Here is a 24,116-nt window from a genome sequence, read left to right on the forward strand (position 1 = left end):
GTTAAGTCAGGGGTGGGGGTTACGCCGTGAGGGCGGCGGCGATACGGTCGCCGACCTCGGCGGTGCGGATCGGGGCGTCACCGCGGGCGGCGAGGTCCGCGGTCACCGCGTCCTCGATGCGCTGCGCGCCCTCGGCGTTACCGAGGTGCCGCAGCAACATCGCCGCCGACAGGATGGCCGCGGTGGGATCCGCGACGCCCTGGCCGACGATGTCCGGGGCGCTGCCGTGCACAGGCTCGAACATCGACGGGTTGGTGCCCGTCGCGTCGATGTTGCCCGACGCGGCGAGGCCGATGCCGCCGGAGATCGCGCCGGCCTCGTCGGTGAGGATGTCGCCGAAGAGGTTGTCGGTGACGATCACGTCGAACCGCGACGGGTCGGTCACCAGGTAGATCGTCGCCGCGTCGATGTGGCTGTAATCCACCGCGACGTCAGGGAACTCCTGCGCCACCTCGTCGACGGTGCGCTGCCACAGCGAGCCGCCGAAGACGAGCACGTTCGTCTTGTGCACCAGCGTCAGCTTCTTCCGCCGGGTGCGCGCCAGCTCGAAGGCGAAGCGCACCACGCGCTCCGCGCCGAACCGGGTGTTGACCGAGGTCTCGTTGGCGACCTCCTGCGGGGTGCCGACCCGGATCGCGCCGCCGTTGCCCGTGTACGCGCCCTCGGTGCCCTCGCGGACCACGACGAAGTCGATCTCGCCCGGGTTCTTCAGGGGCGACTCGACGCCCGGGAAGAGCTTCGACGGGCGCAGGTTCACGTGGTGGTCCAGCGCGAAGCGCATCTTCAGCAGCAGCCCGCGCTCGAGCACGCCCGGCGGGACCTTGCGCGGGTCGCCGATGGCGCCGAGCAGGATCGCATCGTGCTCGCGCAGCGACGCCAGGTCCTCGTCGGTGAGCAGCTCGCCGTTGCGCTCGTAGCGGCGCGCGCCCAGGTCGTACTCGGTGGTCTCGATCTCGCCGACCACCGCGCGCAGCACCTTGAGCGCCTCCGCCGTCACCTCGGGGCCGATGCCGTCCCCGCCGATCACCGCGAGCTTCACGAGAGATCCACCTGCGCGATGGTGGTGGCCGCGACGGCCTCACCGATGGCCTGCTGGACCTCGGCGGGCACGGCCTGGCTGACGCGCAGCAGCACCGTCGCCCCGTCGCCCTCGGCGTCCTGGCTGAGCGCAGCGGCCTGGATGTCGATGCCGGCATCGCCGAGGAGCGTGCCGATCTTGCCCAGCGAGCCCGGCTGATCGCCGTAGGCGATGAACAGGTTCAGGCCCTCGGCGCGCAGGTCGAAGTTGCGGCCGTTGATGTTGGTGACCTTCTCCACCCGGCCCAGGCCCGACAGGGTGCCCGAGACGTTCGCGACCGTGCCATCGCCGTACACGGCGCGCACGTCCACGAGGCTGCGGTGGTTGGGGCTCTCGGAGACCTTCTCGAGCTCGACGGTGACCCCGCGCTCCTCCGCCAGGGCGGGGGCGTTGACGAAGGTGACCGCGTCCTCGATGACGGCGGAGAACAGGCCGCGCAGCGCCGAGAGCTGCAGGATGTCGACGTTCTCGCTGGCCAGTTCACCACGGACGGTGACGCCGATCTTCTCAGGCAGCTGGCCGGGCAGGCCGCCGAGCAGCACGCCGAGCTTGCGGGTGAGCTCGAGCCAGGGCGCGACCTCCTCGTCGACGGCGCCGCCCTTGACGTTCACGGCGTCCGGGACGAACTCGCCGGCCAGGGCCAGACGCACGCTCTTGGCGACGTCGGTGCCGGCGCGGTCCTGGGCCTCCGAGGTGGAGGCGCCGAGGTGCGGCGTCACGACGACCTGGGGCAGCTCGAACAGCGGGCTGTCCGTGCAGGGCTCGGTCTCGAAGACGTCGAGGCCGGCGCCGAAGACCCGACCCGAGGTGATCGCGTCCGCGAGGGCCTGCTCGTCGACGAGGCCGCCGCGGGCGGCGTTGACGATGATGACGCCCTGCTTGGCCTTGGCCAGGAGCTCGCGGCCGATGAGGCCCTTGGTCTCCGGGGTCTTGGGCAGGTGCACCGAGATGAAGTCGGCGCGCTCGACGAGCTCGTCGATGCTGACCAGCTCGATGCCGAGCTGCGCGGCGCGGGCCGGGCTGACATAGGGGTCGTACGCGATGATCTTGGTCTCGAACGCGGCGAGGCGCTGCGCCACGAGCTGGCCGATGCGGCCCATGCCGACGACGCCCACGGTCTTGCCGAGGATCTCGACGCCGTTGAACGAGCTGCGCTTCCAGGTGTGCTCGCGCAGGGTCTTGTCCGCGGCGGGGATCTGGCGCGCGGTCGCGAGCATCAGCGCGACAGCGTGCTCGGCGGCGGTGTGGATGTTCGAGGTGGGGGCGTTCACCACGAGGACGCCGCGCTCGGTGGCGGCGGGCACGTCCACGTTGTCAAGGCCGACGCCGGCGCGGGCGACGATCTTGAGCTTGGTGGCGGCGGCGAGGACCTCCGCGTCGACGGTGGTCGCGGAGCGCACGAGCAGCGCGTCGGCCTCGGGGACCGCGGCGAGCAGCGCGGGGCGGTCGGGGCCGTCGACCCACTTCACCTCGACGTCGTCACCGAGCGCCTCCACAGTCGACGGTGCCAGCTTGTCGGCGATCAATACCACGGGACGGGTCACTTGCGCTCCTCATTCACGGTGCCGGTTGCACCGTCAGCTTAGTGACCTGGTGCTCGGCGGAACTCGGGCGGGTCGCGCGGCGCCGCGCATCGAGCACCGCGCAGCCGAGCCCCGCGACGAACATCGCGAGGCACAACGCCAGCGCGAGAACCAGTCCGCCCGCGTCGTGCGGGCGGGCCAGGTACAGGCCCGACGTCGCAGTGAGGGCCACCGTCGCCGACAGTCGCTGCACCAACTGGAGGAAGCCCGCCGCCACGCCGTTCGCGGCGGGCGGGGCGTACTCCAGCGTCAGGGCCCGATTGGGGGCGTCGACGAGGCCCGACGCCACGCCCGAGGCGGTGGACAGGGCCGCGACCACGATCAGCACGCCCGGGCCGCTGAGCACGCCGACGGCGCTCACGTAGGCGACGACGATCACGGCCTCGGCGACCAGCGCCCAGACCACGGTCGCCCGGCCGAACCTCGCGGCGACCCGCCACCCGACCCCGGAGGACGCCGCCATGGCCAGACCGCCGCCCACCAGCACCAGGGCCGCGTGCAGGGCGCTGAGCCCCTGGCGCTCGATCAGATACATCGTGAGGACGGTGTTCGCGGACAGCGCCGCACCAAAGTAGAAGGTCGCCACGCCGGCACCGAGCGTGAAGCCGCGTGCGGCCAGCAGCTCGGGGACGAGCACCGGGGTACCGCCGCGGCGCGCGTAGCCGCGCTCCCAGCGCACGAGGAGCACGACGATCACTCCGGCCGCGACGACGCAGGCGGCGGCGCCCACCGCTCCGAGGCGCGCGACGAGCGGGACCAGCACCAGCAGCACCGCGGCGGCCAGCAGCGCGAGCCCGACGAGGTCGAACCGGGCCGCGCCGCGCGGCGCACCGTCGCGGCGCAGGAACACCGCGGCACCCACCAGCGCGAGCACCCCGAACGGGACGTTGAGCGCGAGCGCCCACCGCCAGCCGGTCTCCTCCCCCGCCAGGCCGAGCACCAGGCCCCCGGTCACCGGCCCGGCCACGCCCGCCAGCCCGATCGCCACGCCGTAGGCGGCGAGCGCGCGGGCCCGGAGCACCCCGGTGAACCGATCGGCGATGATGCCCAACACCTGCGAGCTGATGACGCCGGCGGCGACGCCCTGCAGCAGGCGCGCGGCCACGACCTGCCAGGCCCCGTCCGCGAGGGCGGAGACCAGCGCCGACGACGAGAACACCGCGACCCCGCCCAGGAACAGCCTGCGCCGGCCCAGCACGTCGCCGAGCCGGCCCGCCGGAACCAGCGCCAGTCCGAAACCCAGGGAGTAGGCGGCGAGCACCCATTGCGTCTGACCGGGGGTGGCATCGAGCTGCGCGCGCAGCGCGGGGAGGGAGACCGCGACCGCACCCGAATCGAGCAGCGTCGCGAATCCCGCGAGGCAGCACACCAGCACCTCCCACCGGGCCCGGCCCCGCGGCCCCGGCGGCGCGGTTCCCCCGTTTCGCATCGTCTCCACGGCGAGTGCAAACCCTCGGTGGCCGTGGACATTTCCCCCAGATCGGGATGATCCGAATCGTTGACGCCGGGCGGGCGCGGGACGAACGTGAGTGTCCAGATCCGATGACCACGAGACGGGAACCACATGGCGCAGAACGCATCCTCCTCCGCGGACCGGCCGACGGGAGGGACGCCGGAGCTGCATCTCGGCGTCGCGCTGGACGGCGCGGGATGGCACCCGGCCGCCTGGCGCGAACCCGCCGCGCGGCCGCGGGAACTCGGGTCGGCGGGGTACTGGACCGACCTCGCGAGCGAGGCCGAGACCGGGCTGCTCGACTTCGTCTCGATCGAGGACGCCCTGCGCGTACCGTCGCACGACGTCGGCCGGGTCCGCAGTCGCGTCGACGCGCACCTCATCGCGGCGCTGGTCGCCCCGACGACCTCCCACATCGGCCTGATACCGACCGTGACGACGACGCACACCGAGCCCTTCCACGTCTCCACCGCGATCGCGACGCTCGACTACACCTCGCGCGGCCGCGCGGGCTGGCAGCCCCGGATCTCGCCGACCGCGGCGGAGGCGGCGCATTTCGGGCGCCGGACCATCGCGGACCCGACACCCGCCGAGCTCGCCGGTTCGCAGCCGTCGCAGGCCCTCGTCGACCTGTTCGACGAGGCCGCCGACGCCGTGGAGGTCGCCCGCCGCCTGTGGGACAGCTGGGAGGACGACGCGGAGATCCGGGACGTCGCGACGCGCCGCTTCATCGACCGGGACAAGCTGCACCGCGCGGACTTCTCCGGGCGCTTCTTCTCGGTCCGCGGGCCGTCGATCACGCCGCGACCGCCCCAGGGGCAGCCGGTGGTGGCGGCGCTGGGACACGCTCCGGTTCCGTACGAGTTCGCCGCCCGCGCCGCCGACCTGTTGTTCGTGACCCCCACGCTCGCGGACGGGCCCGCCCCCGTCCTCGCCCTGGTCGACGAGGCCGTGCGGCGCGCGGGGCGCGACGGGGAGCGGCTGCGGGTGTACGGCGATGTGGTCGTGTTCCTCAACAGCGGAACCGAATCCGGCGCCGAGCGCCTGGCCCGGCTCGACGCGGCCGCCGGATCCCCGTTCACCTCCGACGCCGCGATCTTCGCCGGCTCCGCGGACGACCTCGCCGACCTGCTCCTCGACTGGTCGGACGCCGGCGTGGACGGGGTGCGCCTGCGCCCCGGTGCGCTGCCCGACGACCTCACCGCGATCACCCGCCGCCTGGTCCCGGCGCTGCAGGCGCGCGGCCGATTCCGCACGGGGTACCCCGACGGTCCGCTCCGTGCCCTGCTGGGCCTGCCGTCGACCGTCCCCAACCGCTACGCGACCGTCTGAGGAGACGCCATGAGCGAGAACAAGAAGCAGGTCATCCTAGGCGCCTACCTGGGCGGGGTGAACCACCACACGGCGTGGTGGCACCCGGACGCGGGAAGCCAGATCGACTTCAGCAGCTTCGAACACACGGCGCGCACCGCCGAGCGGGGCCGGTTCGACTTCTTCTTCCTCGCCGAGGGCCTGATCCTGCGCGAGCGCGCCGGGCAGGTCTTCGACCAGGACATCATCGGACGCCCCGACACCTTCACGGTGCTGGCGTCGCTGGCCGCCGTCACGCGGCATCTGGGCCTCGCCGGCACCGTCAACGCGACGTTCAACGAGCCCTACGAGCTGGCGCGCCGGTTCGCGAGCCTGGACCAGCTCTCCGGCGGCCGCGCCGCGTGGAACGTGGTGACCTCCTTCGACGCGTTCACCGGCCAGAACTTCCGGCGCGGCGGCTACCTGGACCCGGCCGACCGGTACGTGCGCGCCGAGGAGACCCTCGAGGCGGTCCGGGCGCTGTGGGACAGCTGGGGCGAGGCCGAGCCCCTGGCGGACAAGACCGGCGGCCGCTTCGTCGCCGATCCGGGTACCGGCGACTTCGGCATCCGCGGCGAGCAGTTCGACATCGAGGGCACGTTCACGGTGCCGCGCAGCCCGCAGGGTCGCCCGGTGGTCCTGCAGGCGGGCGTCTCGCCGCAGGGCCGGCAGTTCGCCGCCGCGAACGCCGACGCGATCTTCTCCCCCTACGGCAAGCTCCCCGAGGCCGCGGATTTCTACCGCGACATCAAGTCCCGCGCGGTGGCCGCGGGCCGCGGCGCCGACGACATCAAGATCCTGCCGTCCGCGAGCTTCGTCCTCGGCGACACCCCGGCGGACGCCGCCGAGAAGCACCGCGAGGTGGTGCACGGTCAGGTGACCGGGCAGACGGCCCTGATCCTGTTGGAGCAGATCTGGAACCGCGACCTGTCGGACGTCGACCCCGACGGCCCGGTCCCCGCCATCGATCCCGACCCGGAGGCGCCGCCGATCATCCAGGGTCGCGCCTTCGTCCACCAGGACCGGTTCGCGACGGCGCAGCGGCTGCGCGAGGTCGGCGAGGCGAAGAAGCTGTCGCTGCGCGAGGTGGTGATCGACCAGTTCGAGCGCGGGCCGCTGATCGGCACGCCGGAGCAGGTCGCCGCGCAGATCGACGATTTCGTCCAGAAGGACGGGTCCGACGGCTTCATCCTCGGCTCGCACCTGGTGCCGACCGGGCTCGACGAGTTCGTCGATCGCGTCGTGCCGCTGCTGCAGGACCGCGGGGTCCTGCGGGCCGACTACGCCGAGGCGAGCACGCTGCGCGACAACCTGGGGCTCCCGGTGCCGCACCGCCGAGTGCAGGCGCGCGCCTAGGGCGCTCCGAAGATCCGGCGCACTGCGAGCGCCACCTCGACGTCGAGCCGGTCGTCGCCGATCTCTCGGCCCCTACGTTGCACCGCCCGGCGCACCCGGTACTTCACCGAGTTGGCGTGGAGGACCTGCTGCTCTGCGGTGGCTTTGAAGCTTCCTCCGGTGCGCAGGAAGATCTCGAGCGTGCTGCGCAGGCGCTCGTCGGCGGCGGACGTCCCGGTCAGGTCCCCGAGCACGCCGTCGGCCCAGGCCCGCGCCGCGGGGACGTCGTGTGCGACAAGGGCCGCCAGGCCGACCCCGGGATCCGTCGCGACCAGCAGCCGCGCGTCCGTCGCGTCGGCGACCCGCCGCACCTCGCGCGCCGCCCGGTTCGTCGCGCGGAAGCCCTCGAGTCCGTCGCGCGGCGGCCCGAACACGACGCGCGGCGCGTCCGGATCGGTGGCGGCGTACGCCCGGGCGGCGGCGATCGCCGCGTCGCCGTCGGCGACCGGCAGCCAAGCCCAGGCGGTGAGCCGGTCGACCGCGACCGTGAGCGGCGGCGCGGCGGCGCCCGCCGCGGCCCCGAGCTCGCGGAGGAAGCGCTCGATCCGCTCGACCTCGTCGACGCCCTCGGAGTACCAGACGACCATCCCGATGTGGGTGGCGCGCAGCGGGTACCGGATGCTCGCGGACGCCGCGGCCACGCTCGGCACCTCGCCGTCCAGCACCTCGAGCACGCGCACGGTCCGGGCCCCGCTGCGGGCGTCCACCCACGCCGCGCGCTCGGTCTCGTACTCGTCGAGGACGCGGCGGGTGACGACGTCGTTGTAGTCGAAGGACCAGCCGACAAGCCAGCGCATCGCGGCCTCACGCAGGTCCTGCTCCACCCCGGCCTCCGCGTCGACGGCGTCGCCGATGAGGGCGATCATGGTCTGCTGCCCGAGGTAGTACGCGCGGACGAGCGAGGTGGCCGCCATCCCGCGCTGCGCCACGCGCCGCGGGTACTCGAGCGCTGCGAGCGGGACCTCGATCCGCTGCACGGGCACGTCGAGGACGACGGCGTGGGTGACGTTCTCGACGTTGGCCTCGACGCTCGCGGCCAGGGAGCCGAAGATCGCGTCGTCGGCGCGCAGGTCGGGAAGGTCGGCCGCGATCCGCTCCGTCATGGCGTCGGACACGGCGCGACGCGACGCCGCGCCCAGCACCCGGGCGATCAGCCTGCGCGGAGCGTCGGGATCCATCGCCAAATCTTAGCGCGCATCACGGAATGATTCCGAGTGAATTCGTCCTCCCAAGACGAATTCTGCGTCACATCTCGTCGCCGGTGGACGATGTGACCCCGGTCACGCGCGGCCTACCGTGAGTGCACCCACCGGACTAGGAGCCACCGTGACCTACGACTTCACCACCTTCGCCCACCTGCCCGCGGTGCGCGCCGCCGCGGCCCCGCACGCGCCCGCGGTCGCCGACGACGCCGTCGACCTCGACAACGCCGCCTTCGAGGGTGCCGTGCGCAGCGCCGCCGCCGCCCTGCGCGCGGCGGGCGTCGGCCCCGGGGACGTGGTCGCGGTGAAGCTGCCCAACACGGCGCTGCTCGTGGTCACCCTGTTCGCGTCCTGGCACCTGGGCGCGGCCGCGACCCCAATCAACCCGTACCTCGCCGATCCGGAGGTCGAGTACCAGGTGCAGGACGCCGGCGCCGCAGTCCTGGTGACGGACGGTTCCGCCCCCGCTGGCGCCACCGTCGTCTCCGCGGACGCCTTGCTCGCTCACGAGCCCGACCACGCCGAACCCGTTGCGGCACCGTCGGACCTGGCGCTGCTGATCTACACCTCCGGGACCACCGGGCGCCCGAAGGGCGTCATGCTCGACCATGCGAACCTGGTCGCGATGAGCGAGATGTCCTCCGCCGCCTTCGACTTCGACGCGGAGGATCACAGTCTGCTGATCCTGCCACTCTTCCACGTCAACGCGATCGTGGTGTCGACGCTCAATCCGCTGCGCGGCGGCGGCCGCGTGACGATCGCCGCGCGGTTCGACCCGCGCACCTTCTTCGACGTGCTCTCCGAGACCGGGGCGACGTACTTCTCCGCGGTGCCCACGATCTACACGATGCTGGCGGGCCTGCCGCCCGAGGTGCGGCCGGACCTGTCGAAGGTCCGCTTCGGCGTGTGCGGGGCCGCGCCCGCGAGCCGGGAACTGCTGGAGGGCTTCGAGGCCCGCTTCGGCTTCCCCCTGATCGAGGGCTACGGCCTGTCCGAGTGCACCTGCGCCGCGACGTGCAACCCGCTCGACGGGGAGCGCAAGGTGGGCAGCGTGGGGGTGGCGCTGCCCGGCCAACGAATCCGGATCGCCGGGCCCGACGGTGCCGACGTCCCCGTCGGGGAGCCGGGCGAGGTGCTGCTCGCGGGACCGAACATCATGCGCGGCTACCTCGGCCGGCCCGAGGAGACCGCGAAGACGATCGTCGACGGGTGGCTGCACACCGGCGACGTCGGCGTCCTCGACGAGGACGGTTACCTCCGCCTCGTGGACCGCGCGAAGGACATGATCATCCGCGGCGGGGAGAACATCTACCCCAAGGAGATCGAGACCGCCGTGTACGGCGTGACCGGCGTCGCCGAGGCCGCGGTGATCGGCCGGCCGGACGCCAAGTACGGCGAACTGCCCGTGCTCTACGTCTCCGCCGCACCCGGCGTGCGGCTCGACGTCGACGCCATCGCGGAGCACGCCCGCGCGCAGCTCGCGAAGTACAAGCAGCCCGTCGCGATCACCGTGCTCGACGCGCTGCCGAAGAACCCCGTCGGCAAGATCGACAAGCCGTCCCTGCGTCGCCTCGACGCCGCCGCCCCGACCGCCTGACCCCCTCCCCGGAAGGACATCTGTCATGGGATTCATGAAACCCGACCTCCCCGAGGTCGATCCGGCGGAGTTCATCACCCGCCCGCTCCAGGACCGCCTCCGCTTCGCCACCCAGCGCTGGGTGGACCACGGCTTCGGCACGCAGAAGGTCGCCTTCGTCATCTACGTCGTGAAGCTGCTGGTGCTGTACGCCTTCGGCGGCGTGCTCTTCGCCACCGCCACCTCGGGCCTGCACTTCTGGGAGGTGTCGACCTGGTGGAACCAGCCCATCGTGTACCAGAAGCTGGTGCTGTGGACCACCCTGCTCGAGGCCGTCGGCGTCGCCGGGGCGTGGGGCCCGCTGACCTTCAAGATCAAGCCGATGACCGGTGGAATCCGGTTCTGGGCCCGCACGGGAACGATCCGGCTGCGCCCCTACACCTGGGTCCCGGGCACCGCCGGGACCCGGCGGACCGCGCTCGACGTCGGCCTGTACTGGCTGTTGCTCGCCTCGCTGGTGATGGGCGTCGTGCTCCCCGGCGTGATCGTGACCGACTCGTCGCCGTACGAGCTGGTGGCGCCGTGGCTGATGATCGCCCCGGTCGCGCTGCTCATCCTGATCGGCCTGCGGGACAAGACGATCTTCCTCGCCGCCCGCGGCGAGCAGTACATGCCGGCGCTGATCATGTTCGGGCTTCTACCGCTCCTGTCCTTCGCGACGATGATCGTCGGGCTCAAGCTGCTCATCGTGGTGGTCTGGGTCGGCGCCGGGATGTCGAAGATCGGGAAGCACTTCATCAACGTCATCCCCGTGATGGTGTCCAACTCACCGTGCATGCCCTTCAAGGGCCTGCGGCGCGCCCACTACCGCAACGCCCCGCACGACCTGCTGCCGTCGCGGCTCGCCCGGTTCATGGCCGAGGGGCTCGGCACCTTCGTGGAGATCGTCGCGCCGCTCATCCTGCTGTTCTCCATGAACCGGACCGTGACGGTGGTGTGCGCCGTGTTCATGGTGTGCTACCACCTGTTCATCATGTCCACCTTCCCCCTGGCGGTCCCGCTCGAGTGGAACCTGCTGTTCGCGTACACGGCGCTGTTCCTGTTCGTCGGGTTCCCGGCGCAGGACGGCTATTCGGTGCTCGACATGTCCCCGTCGTGGCTGATCCTGGTCGTCCTCGCCGCCCTCCTCTTCTTCCCCGTGCTGGGCAACATCCGGCCCGACAAGGTCTCCTTCCTGCCCTCGCTCCGGCAGTACGCCGGCAACTGGGCGACCGGCATGTGGGCGTTCGCGCCCGGCGCCGAGGAGAAGCTGAACCGCGTCCAGCGGCAGACGACCAACACCGTCGACCAGTTCGTCGCGACCGGGGTTCCGCGGGAGTGGGCCGAGACACTCATGAACATGGGCCTCGGCTGGCGGGCGATGCACAGCAACGGCCGCGGCCTGTTCTCGACGCTCCTGAGCCACGTGCCCGACGTCGAGCAACGCACCCTCCGCGAGGGCGAGCTGGTGTGCAACACCCTGATCGGCTTCAACTTCGGCGACGGCCATCTCCACGACGAGACGCTGATCGCGGCGGTGCAGGAGCAGGCGGGCTTCGAACCCGGCGAGCTGATCGTGGTCTGGGCCGAATCGCAGCCCGTCACCCGCATGAGCCAGGACTTCAAGATCATCGACGCCGCGCTGGGCGTGGTGGCGCGCGGCCGGTGGAGCGTGACGGAGTGCGTGACGACGCAGCCCTGGCTGCCGGACGGCCCCGTCGCATGTGAGATCACCTGGTCGGCGGACCACGACCGCTTCCCCCTCGGCACCGGGCTAGGCTCGCGGGCATGACCACCGGCACCGTCGTCGGCAGCGGGCCCAACGGGCTCGCCGCCGCGATCACCCTCGCCCGCGCGGGCGTCGAGACCACCCTGCTGGAGGCGGCGAGCACGGTCGGCGGCGGGCTCCGGTCCTTCGAGGGCATCGTCCCCGGTCTCATCCACGATCACTGCTCGGCGATCCACCCCATGGCCGTGGGCTCGCCCTTCCTCGCCACCATCGACCTCGAGAGGCGCGGGTTGCACTGGCACTCCGCCGAGCTCGAGTGCGTGCATCCGCTCGACGACGGGACAGCGGGGGTGCTGCGGCGCACCGTCGGGGACACGGCCGAGGGTTTGGGGCCCGACGGTGCCGCCTGGCGCGCGTTGTTCGGCCGACCCGTGACGAACATGGACAAGATCGGGCCGTCGATGCTGGGACCGCTGCTCCGGATGCCGCGGCACCCGGTGGCGCTGGCCGGATTCGGTGCGCCCACTCCCCTGCCTGCCGCGGCGCTCGCCCGCGCCTTCCGCACCCCGCAGGCACGGGGGCTGTGGGGCGGCGTGGCCGCGCACGCCTTCCGGCCCCTGCACGAGCCGATGAGCTCGGCGATCGGCAAGGGCATGCTCACGGCCGGCCACGCCTTCGGCTGGCAGGTGGCCGAGGGCGGCTCCGGAGCGATCGCCGCCGCCCTGCTCGCCGAGTTCGAGGACCTGGGCGGGCGCGTGGAGACCGGGGTGCGGGTGACCGCGGCGAACCTCCCCGCCGCCGACGTGACGCTGTTCGACCTCGATCCGCGCCAGGTGGCGGCGGTCCTCGGCGACCGCCTTCCGGCCCGGGTGCGCCGCGCCTTCGGGCGCTTCCGGTACGGCCCCGGCGCCTTCAAGGTGGACTTCGCCGTGGAGGGCGGCGTGCCCTGGACCAACCCGGACGCACGCCGCTCCAGCACCGTCCACCTGGGCGGCGAGTTCGCGGAGATCGCGGCGACGGAGAAGGCCATCGCGGCAAGACGGATGCCCGAGCGGCCCTTCGTCCTGGTGGGCCAGCAGTACCTCGCGGACCCGTCGCGGAGCGTCGGCGACGTCCACCCCGTCTGGTCCTACGCGCACGTGCCGAGCGGCTACGCCGGCGACGCCACCGAGGCGATCATCGCGCAGATCGAGCGCTTCGCCCCAGGCTTCCGGGAGCGCATCGTGGGCACCGCCGTGTGCTCGACGACGGAGATGTCGCGGTACAACGCCAACTTCGTCGGCGGCGACATCAACACCGGTTCGAAGGACCCGCTGCAGCTGGTGTTCGGGCCGCGGATCACCCTGCAGCCCTACGACCTCGGCGCGCCCGGTATGTACATCTGCTCCGCCGCAACGCCGCCCGGGCCTGCCGCGCACGGGATGTGCGGATTCCACGCCGCGACGCGAGCGCTCGACCGGCTCGGCCGCTGAACGCCCCGAAGTCCCAACGATCGGGGCACCGTCGCCCCGGAACGGAGATCACATGACCGAGATCCTGCTGCTGGTGCGGTCCGCCGCCGCCTCGCCCGAGGTGGAGGACGAGTACAACGCCTGGTACGACGAGGTGCACGTGCCGCAGATCCTCGAGCGCGTGCCCGGCGTGACCTCTGCGCGGCGCTACCGCCTCGCCGACGCGCAACTCGCCCCGGCGGACAAGCTGCCCGTCGCCTACCTGGCCGAGTACCGCATCGAGACCGACGATCCCGCGGCCTCGGCGGCCGCGCTCGGCGCGGCGCTCACCGACGGCACGCTCGACATGAGCCGGACCATCGCGCGGCCCGAGATCCTGTTCTACCGGCCGGTGTAGCGCTCCCCGGCGACCGGCCTACTGCGCGGCGTAGGCCGGCTCGCTGCGGAACCGGGAGATGCGGCCGTCGATGCCGCAGATCCGCCACATGAGCTTGCTCAGCGGGTTCATGAGCCCGCACTTCTCGGCCATCATCCGCACGTCGCCGAAGACGTCGCGCTTCATCTGCTGCGACTCGTCCGAGCGCCAGAAGATGTCCTTCTTCACGGACCGCGGCACGTCGAAGGTCTCCCAGAACTCCTTCGGCGGCATCATGATCATCGTGACCATCACGCGCATGGTGATCGGCAGCATGAGCGAGAGCACGAGCCGCGGGAAGGCGCCGCGGGTGGGGATCCGGTGCTCGAGCAGCTGATGCGCGAAGCCGATGTGCCGGGCCTCCTCCGCCACGTGGATCTGCATGACCGAGCTCATCGCCGGGTGCTGCTCGGAGCCCGAACGCAGGAACTGCTTCTGCAGGTGATCGATCGGCTCCTCGCCGCCGAGCACCATCATGTAGAAGTACAGCGGCGTCATGGTCGCGAAGAGCGGCACGATCGGCGAGATGCGGCGGAGGAACCAGCTGCCGCCCGGGACGTCCATGCCCACGCGGTTGACGAACTCCTGGAACATCAGCGTGTGCTGGCACTCCTCCTTCGCCTCGTGCGTGGCGTAGCGGAACTCCGGCGAGTTGTTCGGCAGGGCCGCCGTGTACTGCATGATGCCGCGGATCAGCATGGACTCGAACTGCAGTCCCACCTTCGCGACGTTGGCCTGGCGCCACATCCCGATCTCGATCTGCTTGGCCAGCGGCTGCGCCTGGTACCACGGGTGCCGGCCGATCGGATCGAAGCGGGAGTCGCACACCCAGCGCGGATCGTCCGGGACGATCGCCAGCTCGGGGTCGTCCCAGTCGATGTCGAGGTACGGATCGAAATTGCGATTGACCGATGCCTCGGACAAGTCGCTGAGAGTCTGCTCGTACTCCGCCTGTCCGGGGAACGGGTCCCCCATCGTGCGAGACATGTGCGTCAGAGCCAGCCGCATCGATTCACTCCTTGGTCGCAGGTTCACCCTGTGATAGCCGATTGGCGAAACACTATCAGATAAACAAGCTCCAAAGCTGGTTTATCTCGACTCAGACGTACGAGACCACCAGGACCGCTACAGAGAAGACGAGCATTCCCAGGCAGTTCACCCAGAAGGTGGCGCCGAGGAACCGGGCCCGGACGTGCGCGACGGCGGCGCACACGAAGTACGCCACGACGCCCGCGTTCGCCGCGACGCCGACACCGGGGTAATGCAGGCCGGCGAGCAGGCCGGCCACGGCGACCAGCTTGATCGCGATCAGGGTCCACCACCAGTCCCGCGGCAGGCGGACACCGTCGAGACAGTCCCGGATGAAGGCGGGCGGACGCACCGACAGCAGCGCGTCGCCGAGCAGGACCGCGGCGAGCACGACGGTGAGTGCGGGCCAGTGCGGCGTGTCGATCAGTCCGGTGGTCATCGCGGAACCCCTTCTCCCAGTATCTGAATGATCGCCTCGACCAGACGCTCGGCCGCGGCCTCCCGGGCGAGGGCGCCGCCGGAGGTCGCGAACAGCAGGCCGATGTAGACGAAGTAGAGGGTGCGCCCTGCGGCGCCGGGATCGACATGCCCGGCCGCGCGCAGGATCCGCGCGAATTCGGCCTGCAACTCGTCCCCGAGGTCGCCGAACGTCCGCGAGCGGTGCTTCCCGCGCGCGAGGACGGCCGCGTACTCGCGGGAGAGGTCACCGTCGGCGTTGAAGTAGGCGACGAAGGGCTCGACGGTGCCCACGAGCCGTGCGATCGCCTCGTCGCGTCCCAGTGAGGGCAGCGGTTCCCCCGTCGCGCGCTCGGCGTGCACCGCGGCGATCCACTCGTCGACGACGGCGACGAGGAGCGCGTCCTTGTCCCCCACCGCCATCACCGTGCCGCCGCTGACGCCCGCGTCCGCGGCGATGCCGCGCACCGTCGTTCCGGCGAAACCGCGCGCGCGGAAGGACCGGTCGGCGGCGGCGAGCACCCGCGCGCGCGTCTCGACTTTGGCCGCCGCGCGCGACTGAACAGGTTCACTGAACATGTTCAGTACATTACCCGCGATCCCCTGACAACGCAAGAGCCCCGCCGGACCAGGGCGGTACGGCGGGGCTCTCGACGATGCGCGGTGAGACTACGCGGTCTCGGTGATCGGGCGATCGACCCAGCTCATCAGGTCGCGCAGCTTCTTGCCGGTGACCTCGATGGGATGCTCGGCGTTCTCCTTGCGGAGGCCCTCGAGCTCCTTGTTGCCACCCTCGACGTTGGCGACCAGACGCTTGACGAAGGTGCCGTCCTGGATGTCCGTGAGGATGTCCTGCATGCGCTTCTTGGTGTCGGCGTCGATGACGCGCGGGCCCGACAGGTAGCCGCCGAACTCCGCGGTGTCGGACACCGAGTAGTTCATGCGGGCGATGCCGCCCTCGTACATGAGATCCACGATGAGCTTGAGCTCGTGCAGGCACTCGAAGTAGGCCATCTCGGGGGCGTAGCCCGCCTCGACCAGCACCTCGAAGCCCACCTTGACGAGCTCCTCGGTGCCGCCGCAGAGCACGGCCTGCTCACCGAAGAGATCCGTCTCGGTCTCCTCCTTGAACGTGGTCTTGATGACGCCGGCGCGGGCGCCACCGATCGCGGCGGCGTAGCTCAGCGCGAGCGCCTGGCCGTTACCGGTCGGATCCTGGTCCACGGCGATGAGGGCGGGCACGCCCTTGCCGTCGACGAACTGGCGGCGCACCAGGTGGCCGGGGCCCTTGGGGGCGACCATCGCAACGGTGACGTTGGCCGGGGCCTCGATCAGCTTGAAGTGGATGTTCAGGCCGTGGCCGAAGAACAGCGCGTCGCCGTCCTTGAGGTTGGGCTCGATGTCGGCCTTGAAGATCTCGGCCTGCGCGGTGTCGGGCGCGAGCAGCATGATCACGTCGGCCCACTCGGCCACCTCGGCCGGCGTGCCCACGGTCAGGCCCTGCTCCTCGGCCTTGGCGCGCGACTTCGAGCCCTCCTTGAGGCCGATCCGCACGTCCACGCCCGAATCGCGGAGGCTCAGCGAGTGCGCGTGACCCTGCGAGCCGTAGCCGATGACGGCGACCTTCTTGCCCTGAATGATGGAGAGGTCGGCGTCCTCGTCGTAGAACAGTTCGATTGCCACGGTGGTTCCTTGTCCCTTCTGAAAATTTTTTGCAGTAGTTAAGTTAGCGGGTCGCGGTGATCGACTTGGGGCCGCGTCCCAGCGCGATGACGCCGGACTGGGCGATCTCGCGGATCCCGAAGGGATCCAGGACCGCCAGCAGCGCGTCGAGCTTGTCCGGCGTACCGGTGGCCTCGATGGTCACCGAGTCGGGCGAGACGTCCACGATCTTGGCACGGAACAGGTCGACGGTGTCGGTGACCTGGCCACGTGTGGCGGCGTCGGCGCGCACCTTGATGAGCATGAGCTCGCGCGCCACCGACGACGTCGAATCCTGTTCGACGATCTTCAGCACGGAGACCAGCTTGTTGAGCTGCTTGGTGACCTGCTCGAGCGGCAGCTCGTCGACCGTGACGACGATGGTCATGCGGCTGACGCCCTTGAGCTCGGTCCCACCGACGGCGAGGGACTCGATGTTGAAGCCGCGACGCGAGAACAGCGACGAGACGCGGGCGAGCACGCCCGGCCGGTCCTCGACCAGAACGCTCAGCGTGTGCGTGGTGCTCACTTCTGCTCCTCCGAACGCTCCATCGCGGCGTGGATGACGGCGGGCTCGTCGGCCGCGTCGTCCTCGTCGAACAGCGGACGGATGTCCCGTGCCGCCATGATCTCGTCGTTGCTGGTGCCCGCGGCGACCATCGGCCACACCTGGGCGTCGGCGCCCACGATGAAGTCGATGACCACCGGGCGGTCGTTGATCTCCCGCGCCTGCGCGATGATCGCGTCGACGTCCTCGGCGCGCTCGCAGCGGAAGGACACGCAGCCCATCGCCTCACCGAGCTTGACGAAATCCGGGATCCGCATCGAGTGCGTGGACAGGTCGGTGCTCGAGTAGCGCTGGTCGTAGAACAGCGTCTGCCACTGGCGGACCATGCCCAGGTTGCCGTTGTTGATGATGGCGACCTTGATCGGCGCGCCCTCGATCGCGGCGGTGGCGAGCTCCTGATTGGTCATCTGGAAGCAACCGTCACCGTCGATCGCCCAGACCTCCTTCTCGGGCGCGCCCATCTTGGCGCCGAGCGCCGCGGGGACCGCGTAGCCCATCGTGCCGAGGCCGCCCGAGTTCAGCCAGGTACGCGGCTTCTCGTACTTGACGAACTGCGCAGCCCACATCTGGTGCTGGCCGACGCCGGCGCAGTAGATCGCGTCGGGCCCCGCGGCGATACCGAGGCGCTCGATCACGTACTCGGGGCTCAGCGCACCGTCGGACGGGGTGTTGTACGCCAGCGGATAGGTCGCGCGGACGCCGTCCAGGTACTCCCACCAGGCGGTGAGGTCCGGGGCGGCGATGGTGGCGCGGTCCTCGGAGATCGCGGCGATGAGCTCGGCGATGACCTCCTTGCAATCGCCCACGATCGGGACGTCCGCGAACCGGTTCTTGCCGATCTCCGCCGGGTCGATGTCGGCGTGGATGACCTTCGCGTCGGGCGCGAAGGAGTCGAGCTTGCCGGTGACGCGGTCGTCGAACCGGGCGCCGAGGGTGACCAACAGGTCCGAACGCTGCAGCGCGGCCACGGCGCCGACGGTGCCGTGCATGCCGGGCATGCCCATGTGCTGCTGATGGCTGTCGGGGAAGACGCCGCGCGCCATCAGGGTGGTGACCACCGGGATACCGGTCAGCTCGGCCAGCTTGAGCAGTTCCTCGGACGCCTCCGCCTTGAGCACGCCGCCGCCGACGTAGAGCACCGGCGACTTCGCCGCCGCGATGAGGCGCGCGGCCTCGCGGATCTGCTTACCGTGCGGCTTGGTCACGGGACGGTACCCGGGCAGGTCGATCTGCGGCGGCCAGGAGAAGACCGTGTCCTCCTGCAGCACGTCCTTCGGGATGTCGACCAGCACGGCGCCGGGGCGGCCGCTCTGCGCGAGATAGAAGGCCTCGGCGATGACGCGCGGGATGTCGGCCGCGTCGTAGACCAGGAAGTTGTGCTTGGTGACGGGCATCGTGATGCCCGAGATGTCGGCCTCCTGGAAGGCGTCCGTGCCGATCAGCGGGCGGCCGACCTGGCCGGTGATCGCGACGATCGGGACCGAGTCCATCTGCGCGTCGGCGAGCGGGGTCACCAGGTTGGTGGCGCCGGGGCCGGAGGTGGCCATGCACACGCCGACCTTGCCGGTGGCCTGCGCGTAGCCGGTGGCGGCGTGGCCGGCGCCCTGCTCGTGCCGGACCAGGACGTGCCGCACCTTCTTCGAGTCGAGCAGCGGGTCGTACACCGGGAGGATGCACCCGCCGGGAATGCCGAAGACCGTGTCGACGCCGATCTCCTCGAGCGACCGGACGACCGACTGCGCACCGGTGACCCGCTCGGGGGCTACGGTACGGGCGCCCTCGAGGTGGCCGCTCGCGACGTCGGACGCCACGTGCTGCTTCGAGGCGGCGGGATGCGCGCCGGGGATCCCGGCGCCGGGCTTGCGGGCCCCGGGCTTCTGCCCTGGGTGGGGCCGAGCTGTAGGTGCGCTCACGATGTGACCTTCTCGTGCTCTAGCGTTGCTCTGCTCAAACATGGACTATCGGCGTGCGATGCGTCGCCCGAAGCTATCCGGGCAACAAAAAACCCCCGTCAGCGGTGGCTGAGCGAGGGTAGCGCGTCGATGCTGGTGTGAAACGGCTGTAACCGGTTCAGGCGGCGACGCGCCGACCGATTACGAGGAGCTGGTAGCTGTATTTCACACAAGTGAAACTAGGCGTCCGTGTGCATTCGCGTCAAACCAGTGAGCCGCGCCGTCTCATATGTTGGGAATCGGCTGCCGCGTGAGACAATGCGTGTTATGAGCGAGAGTCCCGCCGCGCCGGCGTCCACCGGCGCCACGCGCACCGTGACCACCGACCACACCGCGGACACCGCGGTGCCGATCGCCGCGGGCGACCGGGTGGTCTTCAAGCACCCGTCGATCGCGCTGATCGGGGTGGCGCTGTTCGCCGTCTGCCTCGCGCCCATCGTCGGCCCGTGGACCGTCGGCCGCTCGGTCGACGGCAGTACAGCGGGCGTCGGCGCCGCCGTCCTCGGCTGGGCACTGCTCGTCATCCCCGTCCTGCTCGCCCTATGGATCCTGCGGGTCCGCACCGTCATCGGTCCCGACGGTGTCCGGTCCGTCCGCGTCCTGCGCGCCACCACCATCGCGTGGGACGAGATGTCGGGGATTAGGATCGGGAACAACGGTGCGGTGTACGCAGTCCGCGCCGACGGTTCCGAGGTGCGACTACCCGCCGTCACCATCAGCCAGCTCCCCCGCGTCGCGGCCGCCTCCGGTGGCCGGATCCCGGACGTCACCGCGGAATAATTCCCGCGGAACAAGCCTTCACCTGTTCACGGGGAGCGCATTCCTCACCAGCCCGCACGATAGAAAAGATCCGAGGCGAGAAGCTCATGCCACCGCTCCGCTCACGCACCACCACCGTCGGACGAGAGGCGGCCGGCGCTCGCGCGCTCTGGCGCGCCACCGGAATGACCGACGACGACTTCGGCAAGCCGATCATCGCGATCGCGAACTCGTACACCCAGTTCGTGCCCGGTCACGTGCACCTGAAGAACGTCGGCGAGATCGTCGCGGAGGCGATCGTCGCGGCGGGTGGCGTCGCGAAGGAGTTCCACACCATCGCCGTGGACGACGGCATCGCCATGGGCCACGGGGGCATGCTGTACTCACTGCCCAGCCGCGAGATCATCGCCGACTCGGTCGAGTACATGGTCAACGCGCACACCGCCGACGCGCTGGTCTGTATCTCGAACTGCGACAAGATCACCCCCGGCATGCTCAATGCCGCGATGCGCCTGAACATCCCCACCGTGTTCGTCTCCGGCGGCCCGATGGAGGCCGGGACGTCGGTCGTCATCAACGGCGTCGTTCGCCCGGGCACCGATCTCATCGACGCGATGATCGCGTCCGCCGACGGCAATGTCAGCGACCAGGAGCTCCTCGAGGTCGAGCGCTCGGCGTGCCCGACGTGCGGCTCGTGTTCGGGCATGTTCACCGCCAACTCCATGAACTGCCTCACCGAGGCCCTCGGCCTGTCGCTGCCCGGCAACGGCTCCACGCTGGCGACACAGACCGCGCGCCGCGACCTGTTCACCCGCGCGGGCGAGCTGATCGTCGACATCGCCACGAAGTACTACCGGGACGACGACGAGTCGGTCCTGCCCCGCTCCGTCGCCACCCGCGAGGCCTTCGAGAACGCCATGGCGCTCGACGTCGCGATGGGCGGGTCGACGAACACGGTGCTGCACATCCTGGCCGCTGCGCAGGAGGGCGAGGTCGCCTTCGACCTGCATGACATCGACCGCATCTCGCGCAAGGTCCCGTGCCTGGCGAAGGTGGCGCCGAACTCACCGAAGTACTACATGGAGCACGTGCACCGGGCCGGTGGCATCCCCGCGATCCTCGGCGAGCTCGACCGCGCGGGCCTGTTGAACCGGAACGTCCGGCCCGTCCACGCGCCGTCTCTTGAGGCATACCTCGCTGACTGGGACATCCGCAGCGGCACCGCCACCGACACGGCGATCGAGCTCTTCCACGCCGCACCCGGCGGGGTCCGGACCACCGAGCCCTTCTCCACGTCGAACCGGTGGGAATCGCTCGACACCGACGCCGCCGAGGGCTGCATCCGCGACAAGGAGCACGCCTACACGGTGGAGGGCGGCCTCTGCGTGCTGCACGGCAACATCGCGCAGAACGGCGCCGTCCTCAAGACCGCCGGGGTCGAGGAGGAGCTGTGGCACTTCCAGGGCCCGGCGCGCGTCGTCGAGAGCCAGGAGGACGCGGTGCACGCGATCCTGTCGAAGGAACTGCAGGCCGGCGAGGTCCTGGTCATCCGCTACGAGGGTCCCGCGGGCGGCCCGGGCATGCAGGAGATGCTGCACCCCACGTCCTTCATGAAGGGCACGGGCATGGGCAAGAAGTGCGGTCTCGTCACCGACGGCCGCTTCTCCGGCGGCTCGTCGGGCCTCGTCATCGGCCACGCCTCCCCCGAGGCGGCGTCGGGCGGCAACATCGGCCTCGTCGAGAACGGCGACGAGATCCTGATCGACGTGCACTCGCGCACCCTCAAGGTCCTCGTCGACGACGAGGAGCTCGCGCGGCGCCGCGCCAAGATGGAGGCCTCCGAGCGCCCCTGGCAGCCCCGGGACCGGCAGCGCACCGTCAGCACTGCGCTGCGCGCCTACGCCGCCCTGGCGACGTCCGCGGACCGCGGCGCGGTCCGGCAGGTGCCCTGATCGAGCGCTGAACGCGACGGAACCCCGGCCGGGCGGCCGGGGTTCCTGCGTCTCACCGGGTCAGCGCTTGACGAGCGGGTTCGCGCCGTTGAGGAGGACCCACACGGTGACGGCGCCCGCGACCGCCACGACCAGCCAGATCACCGAGCCGGCGTGTGGCCGCCGGGCCCACCCGCGGCCGAAGTCCAGCGACAGCCTGCCCGGGCCGGCGAGCAGGATCGCGACGGCGGCCAGGACGAGCATGAGCTCGTACTCGACCCCGTTCGGCGCGAAGAAGACGAAGCCGTGGCCGGCGGTGGTCAGCTTGAACAGCCCCGCCGAGAGCATCACGCCGACCGCACCCGCGGCGGCGATGGGGGTCAGCAGGCCCAGAACGAGCATCGCGCCGCCGCCCAGCTCGATGACGCCGGTGCCGATCGAGAGCACCTTGGTGAACCGCTGGAATCCGACCGACGGATCGTTGCCGTTCTGCAGGTACCGCGCGAACCCGTCGATGCCCGGCCCGCCCCAGATCCCGAACAGCTTCTGCACGCCGTGCGCCGCAAGAATCACACCGACGGCGACCCGCAGCACCAGCAGACCGAGATCGGTGGTGCCACGGCGCGCGGCCTTGCGGGCCTCGTCGAGCTCTGCGGAGGCGTCACCGACGGGCTTGCCGAACCGGCGCCCCTGCGGCGGCGCGATCTCCTCCGTCGCGGCGGTCTCGAGCGGGATGCCCTCGGCCTCCGCCCGGGCCTGGGCGGCGCGCTCGCGGCCCCGTCGGCGGTTGTAGCGCTTGCCGAACTCGTCCCGCTCCTCGCTGGACAGTGCGCCGGCCCGGCCCGCGACCGGGGCGGCGTCCGGCGTGCCGCTGGCGGAGATCGCCGCGGTGGCGGCGCTCGCGGACGCGATCGCCGCGGCGAGATCGCTCGTGTCCGGCACGGCCGCCGTCGGGGCGTCGTCGCCCGACGGTGCCGCCGGCGGGGTGTCCTGCGTGCCGGACGCGCTCGAGGACGCCGAGGCCGGGGCCGTTCCGGCGGGCTCGTCGCGGTAGCGCGGGAGCACCGGTCCGATGCCGGTGTCCGAGTCGTCGTGGGGATCCAGGACGAATCCGCCCGTCGGATGCCGCTCCCCGAACCGGGGCAGGTCCCCCGTGGACGAGAAGTCGTACGGCGACCCGGCCGCGCTCTCGCTGGTCTCTTTCTCGATTCCGTCCTTGTCGCTCACACGCCCCACCCTAAGGGGCGCGCACGGTGCGGGCCGGGAGCGAACCGCGCCCGGAGACCGAATCGGTAGGGTGGCGGCATGAGTGAGGGGTCCCGGCGCGCGCGTGTCCGCGCGCGACACGCCGTCGTACTCGCGGCGGCCGCGGCGCTGCTGGCGGGCTGCGTCGACTTCTCCGGCAGTGAGGCCGCCCCGTTCACCGGGCCGCCGACGGGCGAGGCCACGACCACGACGCGCAAGCCCGGTCCCGCCCTGCCCAGCGCGGTCCCCAAGCCGCCGGGCCCGTGCATCGACCAGGATCCGATGGTCCTCGCGACCTGCCTCACCGAGCCGACATCGCTGATCACCACCGGTGATCTGGAGCACGCGTACGTCTCCGAGCGCGGGGGCTCCATCACCTACACCACTACGGACCTGCCGAACCGCGAGATCCTGCGGATCGGGGTCGACACGTCGGGCGACGGCGGGCTGCTGTCGATCGCCCTGTCACCGTCGTACGACGAGGACCGGCTGTTCTACGCCTACGTGAGCACCCCCACCGACAACCGGATCGTGCGCGTGACGCCGGGAGACGAACCGAAGGTGATCCTGTCCGGAATCCCCAAGGGCGCCACGGGCAACGCCGGCTCGATCATGTTCCGGGGCCGCGACCTGATCGTCGCGACCGGCAACGCGGGCGACGCGAATGCGGCGCGCGACCCCGGGTCGCTCGCCGGCAAGGTTCTGCTGCTGCCCTCGCCGAACACGATCTCGCCCGTCCGGCCGAGGGTGCTCGCGAGCGACGGTGGGGTCCGGCAGTCGGTGTGCGGCTTCGCCCAGGGCGGGCCGATCTTCATCGCCGATCAGGGGCTCACGCAGGACCGGCTGCGCGTGATCACGAACCCGGGCTCGCCGGATTCGGTGGTGTGGAGCTGGCCGGACCGTCCGGGCCTCGCGGGCTGTGCCGTCGTCAAGGGCGCGGTGTTCGTCAGCGAGTCGCGCGCGGGCAAGGTCGAGATGGTGCGCGTGCCGAAGGACCCGGCCACTGCCGACGGCGAGCCCGTCCAGATGGTCGACCGCACCCGCTACGGCATCTTCGGGCGCCTCGCGATCGGTCCGAAGGACCTCCCGCAGGGGCTGACGACGAACAAGCCGAACCCGAAGGCCCCCACGGACGATCGGGTCGTCCTCCTCCCGATCCCCAGCAGCGAGGCCGGCGGCGGGAACGACTGACACTCCCGCGGGT

At 71.2% G+C, this 24,116-nt stretch carries 20 protein-coding genes; 9 read left to right on the forward strand and 11 right to left on the reverse strand.

Annotated elements, in window-relative coordinates:
- Window positions 1–19: 19 nt before the first annotated feature.
- From AXK61_RS07445 to AXK61_RS07455, 3 genes are read right to left on the reverse strand one after another with little or no spacing between them, the layout of a single operon-like run.
- On the reverse strand, window positions 20–1,039 hold the full coding sequence (locus AXK61_RS07445; protein WP_068744547.1) for a 3-isopropylmalate dehydrogenase: 1,020 nt from the start codon (window positions 1,037–1,039) through the stop codon (window positions 20–22).
- Window positions 1,036–2,622, reverse strand: a complete 1,587-nt coding sequence (gene serA, locus AXK61_RS07450; RefSeq protein WP_068744549.1) for a phosphoglycerate dehydrogenase — start codon at window positions 2,620–2,622, stop codon at window positions 1,036–1,038. Before serA ends, AXK61_RS07445 begins: the two co-directional genes overlap by 4 nt.
- Window positions 2,623–2,635: 13 nt before the next feature.
- Complete coding sequence (locus AXK61_RS07455) at window positions 2,636–4,090, reverse strand: MFS transporter (protein WP_068744739.1); 1,455 nt, start codon at window positions 4,088–4,090, stop codon at window positions 2,636–2,638.
- A gap of 135 nt (window positions 4,091–4,225) precedes the next feature.
- Between AXK61_RS07455 and AXK61_RS07460 the strand changes: the two genes are divergently transcribed.
- On the forward strand, window positions 4,226–5,446 hold the full coding sequence (locus tag AXK61_RS07460; RefSeq protein WP_068744551.1) for an LLM class flavin-dependent oxidoreductase: 1,221 nt from the start codon (window positions 4,226–4,228) through the stop codon (window positions 5,444–5,446).
- A 9-nt stretch (window positions 5,447–5,455) separates the two neighbouring features.
- The gene (locus AXK61_RS07465) at window positions 5,456–6,820 is read left to right on the forward strand and encodes an NtaA/DmoA family FMN-dependent monooxygenase (protein WP_068744553.1); all 1,365 of its coding nucleotides are present in this window, start codon (window positions 5,456–5,458) and stop codon (window positions 6,818–6,820) included.
- Here the strand turns inward: AXK61_RS07465 and AXK61_RS07470 are convergent.
- Entirely contained in the window at window positions 6,817–8,037 is a 1,221-nt protein-coding gene (locus AXK61_RS07470; protein ID WP_068744555.1) for a helix-turn-helix domain-containing protein, read from the reverse strand. The two genes, AXK61_RS07465 and AXK61_RS07470, sit on opposite strands and share 4 nt — an antisense overlap.
- A 148-nt stretch (window positions 8,038–8,185) precedes the next feature.
- Here AXK61_RS07470 and AXK61_RS07475 point away from each other — a divergent pair, with 148 nt between their 5' ends.
- Genes AXK61_RS07475 through AXK61_RS07490 form a run of 4 tightly spaced genes read left to right on the forward strand, consistent with a single transcriptional unit; the run spans window position 8,186 to window position 13,253 of the window.
- Window positions 8,186–9,658 carry a class I adenylate-forming enzyme family protein gene (locus AXK61_RS07475; RefSeq protein ID WP_068744557.1) on the forward strand — a complete coding sequence of 491 codons (1,473 nt, stop codon included), beginning with the start codon at window positions 8,186–8,188 and terminating at the stop codon, window positions 9,656–9,658.
- A 25-nt stretch (window positions 9,659–9,683) separates the two neighbouring features.
- Window positions 9,684–11,468 (forward strand): DUF3556 domain-containing protein, encoded by a 1,785-nt coding sequence (locus AXK61_RS07480; RefSeq protein WP_068744559.1) that lies wholly within the window; start codon window positions 9,684–9,686, stop codon window positions 11,466–11,468.
- Entirely contained in the window at window positions 11,465–12,877 is a 1,413-nt protein-coding gene (locus tag AXK61_RS07485) for a phytoene desaturase family protein (RefSeq protein ID WP_068744561.1), read from the forward strand. The genes AXK61_RS07480 and AXK61_RS07485 overlap by 4 nt, the downstream gene beginning before the upstream one ends.
- A 52-nt stretch (window positions 12,878–12,929) precedes the next feature.
- Window positions 12,930–13,253 (forward strand): DUF4286 family protein, encoded by a 324-nt coding sequence (locus AXK61_RS07490; RefSeq protein ID WP_068744563.1) that lies wholly within the window; start codon window positions 12,930–12,932, stop codon window positions 13,251–13,253.
- Window positions 13,254–13,271: 18 nt separating this feature from the next.
- On the opposite strand, the gene AXK61_RS07495 is transcribed toward AXK61_RS07490, so the two are convergent.
- The 6 genes from AXK61_RS07495 to AXK61_RS07520 all read right to left on the reverse strand — a co-directional run bounded on the left by AXK61_RS07495 (window position 13,272) and on the right by AXK61_RS07520 (window position 18,938).
- Entirely contained in the window at window positions 13,272–14,279 is a 1,008-nt protein-coding gene (locus AXK61_RS07495) for an AurF N-oxygenase family protein (protein ID WP_082789264.1), read from the reverse strand.
- Between the two features lie 91 nt (window positions 14,280–14,370).
- Window positions 14,371–14,739 carry a DoxX family protein gene (locus tag AXK61_RS07500; RefSeq protein ID WP_068744565.1) on the reverse strand — a complete coding sequence of 123 codons (369 nt, stop codon included), beginning with the start codon at window positions 14,737–14,739 and terminating at the stop codon, window positions 14,371–14,373.
- Window positions 14,736–15,335 carry a TetR/AcrR family transcriptional regulator gene (locus AXK61_RS07505; RefSeq protein ID WP_068744567.1) on the reverse strand — a complete coding sequence of 200 codons (600 nt, stop codon included), beginning with the start codon at window positions 15,333–15,335 and terminating at the stop codon, window positions 14,736–14,738. Before AXK61_RS07505 ends, AXK61_RS07500 begins: the two co-directional genes overlap by 4 nt.
- A 90-nt stretch (window positions 15,336–15,425) precedes the next feature.
- Window positions 15,426–16,439: a ketol-acid reductoisomerase gene (gene ilvC, locus AXK61_RS07510; RefSeq protein ID WP_068744569.1), complete on the reverse strand. Its 1,014-nt coding sequence runs from the start codon at window positions 16,437–16,439 to the stop codon at window positions 15,426–15,428.
- A 43-nt stretch (window positions 16,440–16,482) separates the two neighbouring features.
- The gene (ilvN, locus tag AXK61_RS07515; protein WP_068744571.1) at window positions 16,483–16,986 is read right to left on the reverse strand and encodes an acetolactate synthase small subunit; all 504 of its coding nucleotides are present in this window, start codon (window positions 16,984–16,986) and stop codon (window positions 16,483–16,485) included.
- A complete protein-coding gene (locus AXK61_RS07520) occupies window positions 16,983–18,938 on the reverse strand; it encodes an acetolactate synthase large subunit (protein ID WP_068744573.1) in 1,956 nt (651 codons plus the stop codon). Before AXK61_RS07520 ends, ilvN begins: the two co-directional genes overlap by 4 nt.
- A gap of 306 nt (window positions 18,939–19,244) precedes the next feature.
- Here AXK61_RS07520 and AXK61_RS07525 point away from each other — a divergent pair, with 306 nt between their 5' ends.
- Both AXK61_RS07525 and ilvD read left to right on the forward strand, forming a co-directional pair.
- Window positions 19,245–19,757 (forward strand): PH domain-containing protein, encoded by a 513-nt coding sequence (locus AXK61_RS07525; RefSeq protein ID WP_197466768.1) that lies wholly within the window; start codon window positions 19,245–19,247, stop codon window positions 19,755–19,757.
- A gap of 86 nt (window positions 19,758–19,843) precedes the next feature.
- Window positions 19,844–21,688, forward strand: coding sequence for a dihydroxy-acid dehydratase (gene ilvD, locus AXK61_RS07530; RefSeq protein WP_068744575.1), 1,845 nt, complete (start codon window positions 19,844–19,846; stop codon window positions 21,686–21,688).
- 60 nt (window positions 21,689–21,748) lie between these two features.
- On the opposite strand, the gene AXK61_RS07535 is transcribed toward ilvD, so the two are convergent.
- Window positions 21,749–22,894, reverse strand: a complete 1,146-nt coding sequence (locus AXK61_RS07535; RefSeq protein WP_068744577.1) for a DoxX family protein — start codon at window positions 22,892–22,894, stop codon at window positions 21,749–21,751.
- A gap of 78 nt (window positions 22,895–22,972) precedes the next feature.
- Between AXK61_RS07535 and AXK61_RS07540 the strand changes: the two genes are divergently transcribed.
- On the forward strand, window positions 22,973–24,103 hold the full coding sequence (locus AXK61_RS07540) for a PQQ-dependent sugar dehydrogenase (RefSeq protein WP_068744579.1): 1,131 nt from the start codon (window positions 22,973–22,975) through the stop codon (window positions 24,101–24,103).
- Window positions 24,104–24,116 lie beyond the last annotated feature (13 nt).

This window comes from Tsukamurella pseudospumae (assembly GCF_001575205.1).
Lineage (GTDB): Bacteria > Actinomycetota > Actinomycetes > Mycobacteriales > Mycobacteriaceae > Tsukamurella > Tsukamurella pseudospumae.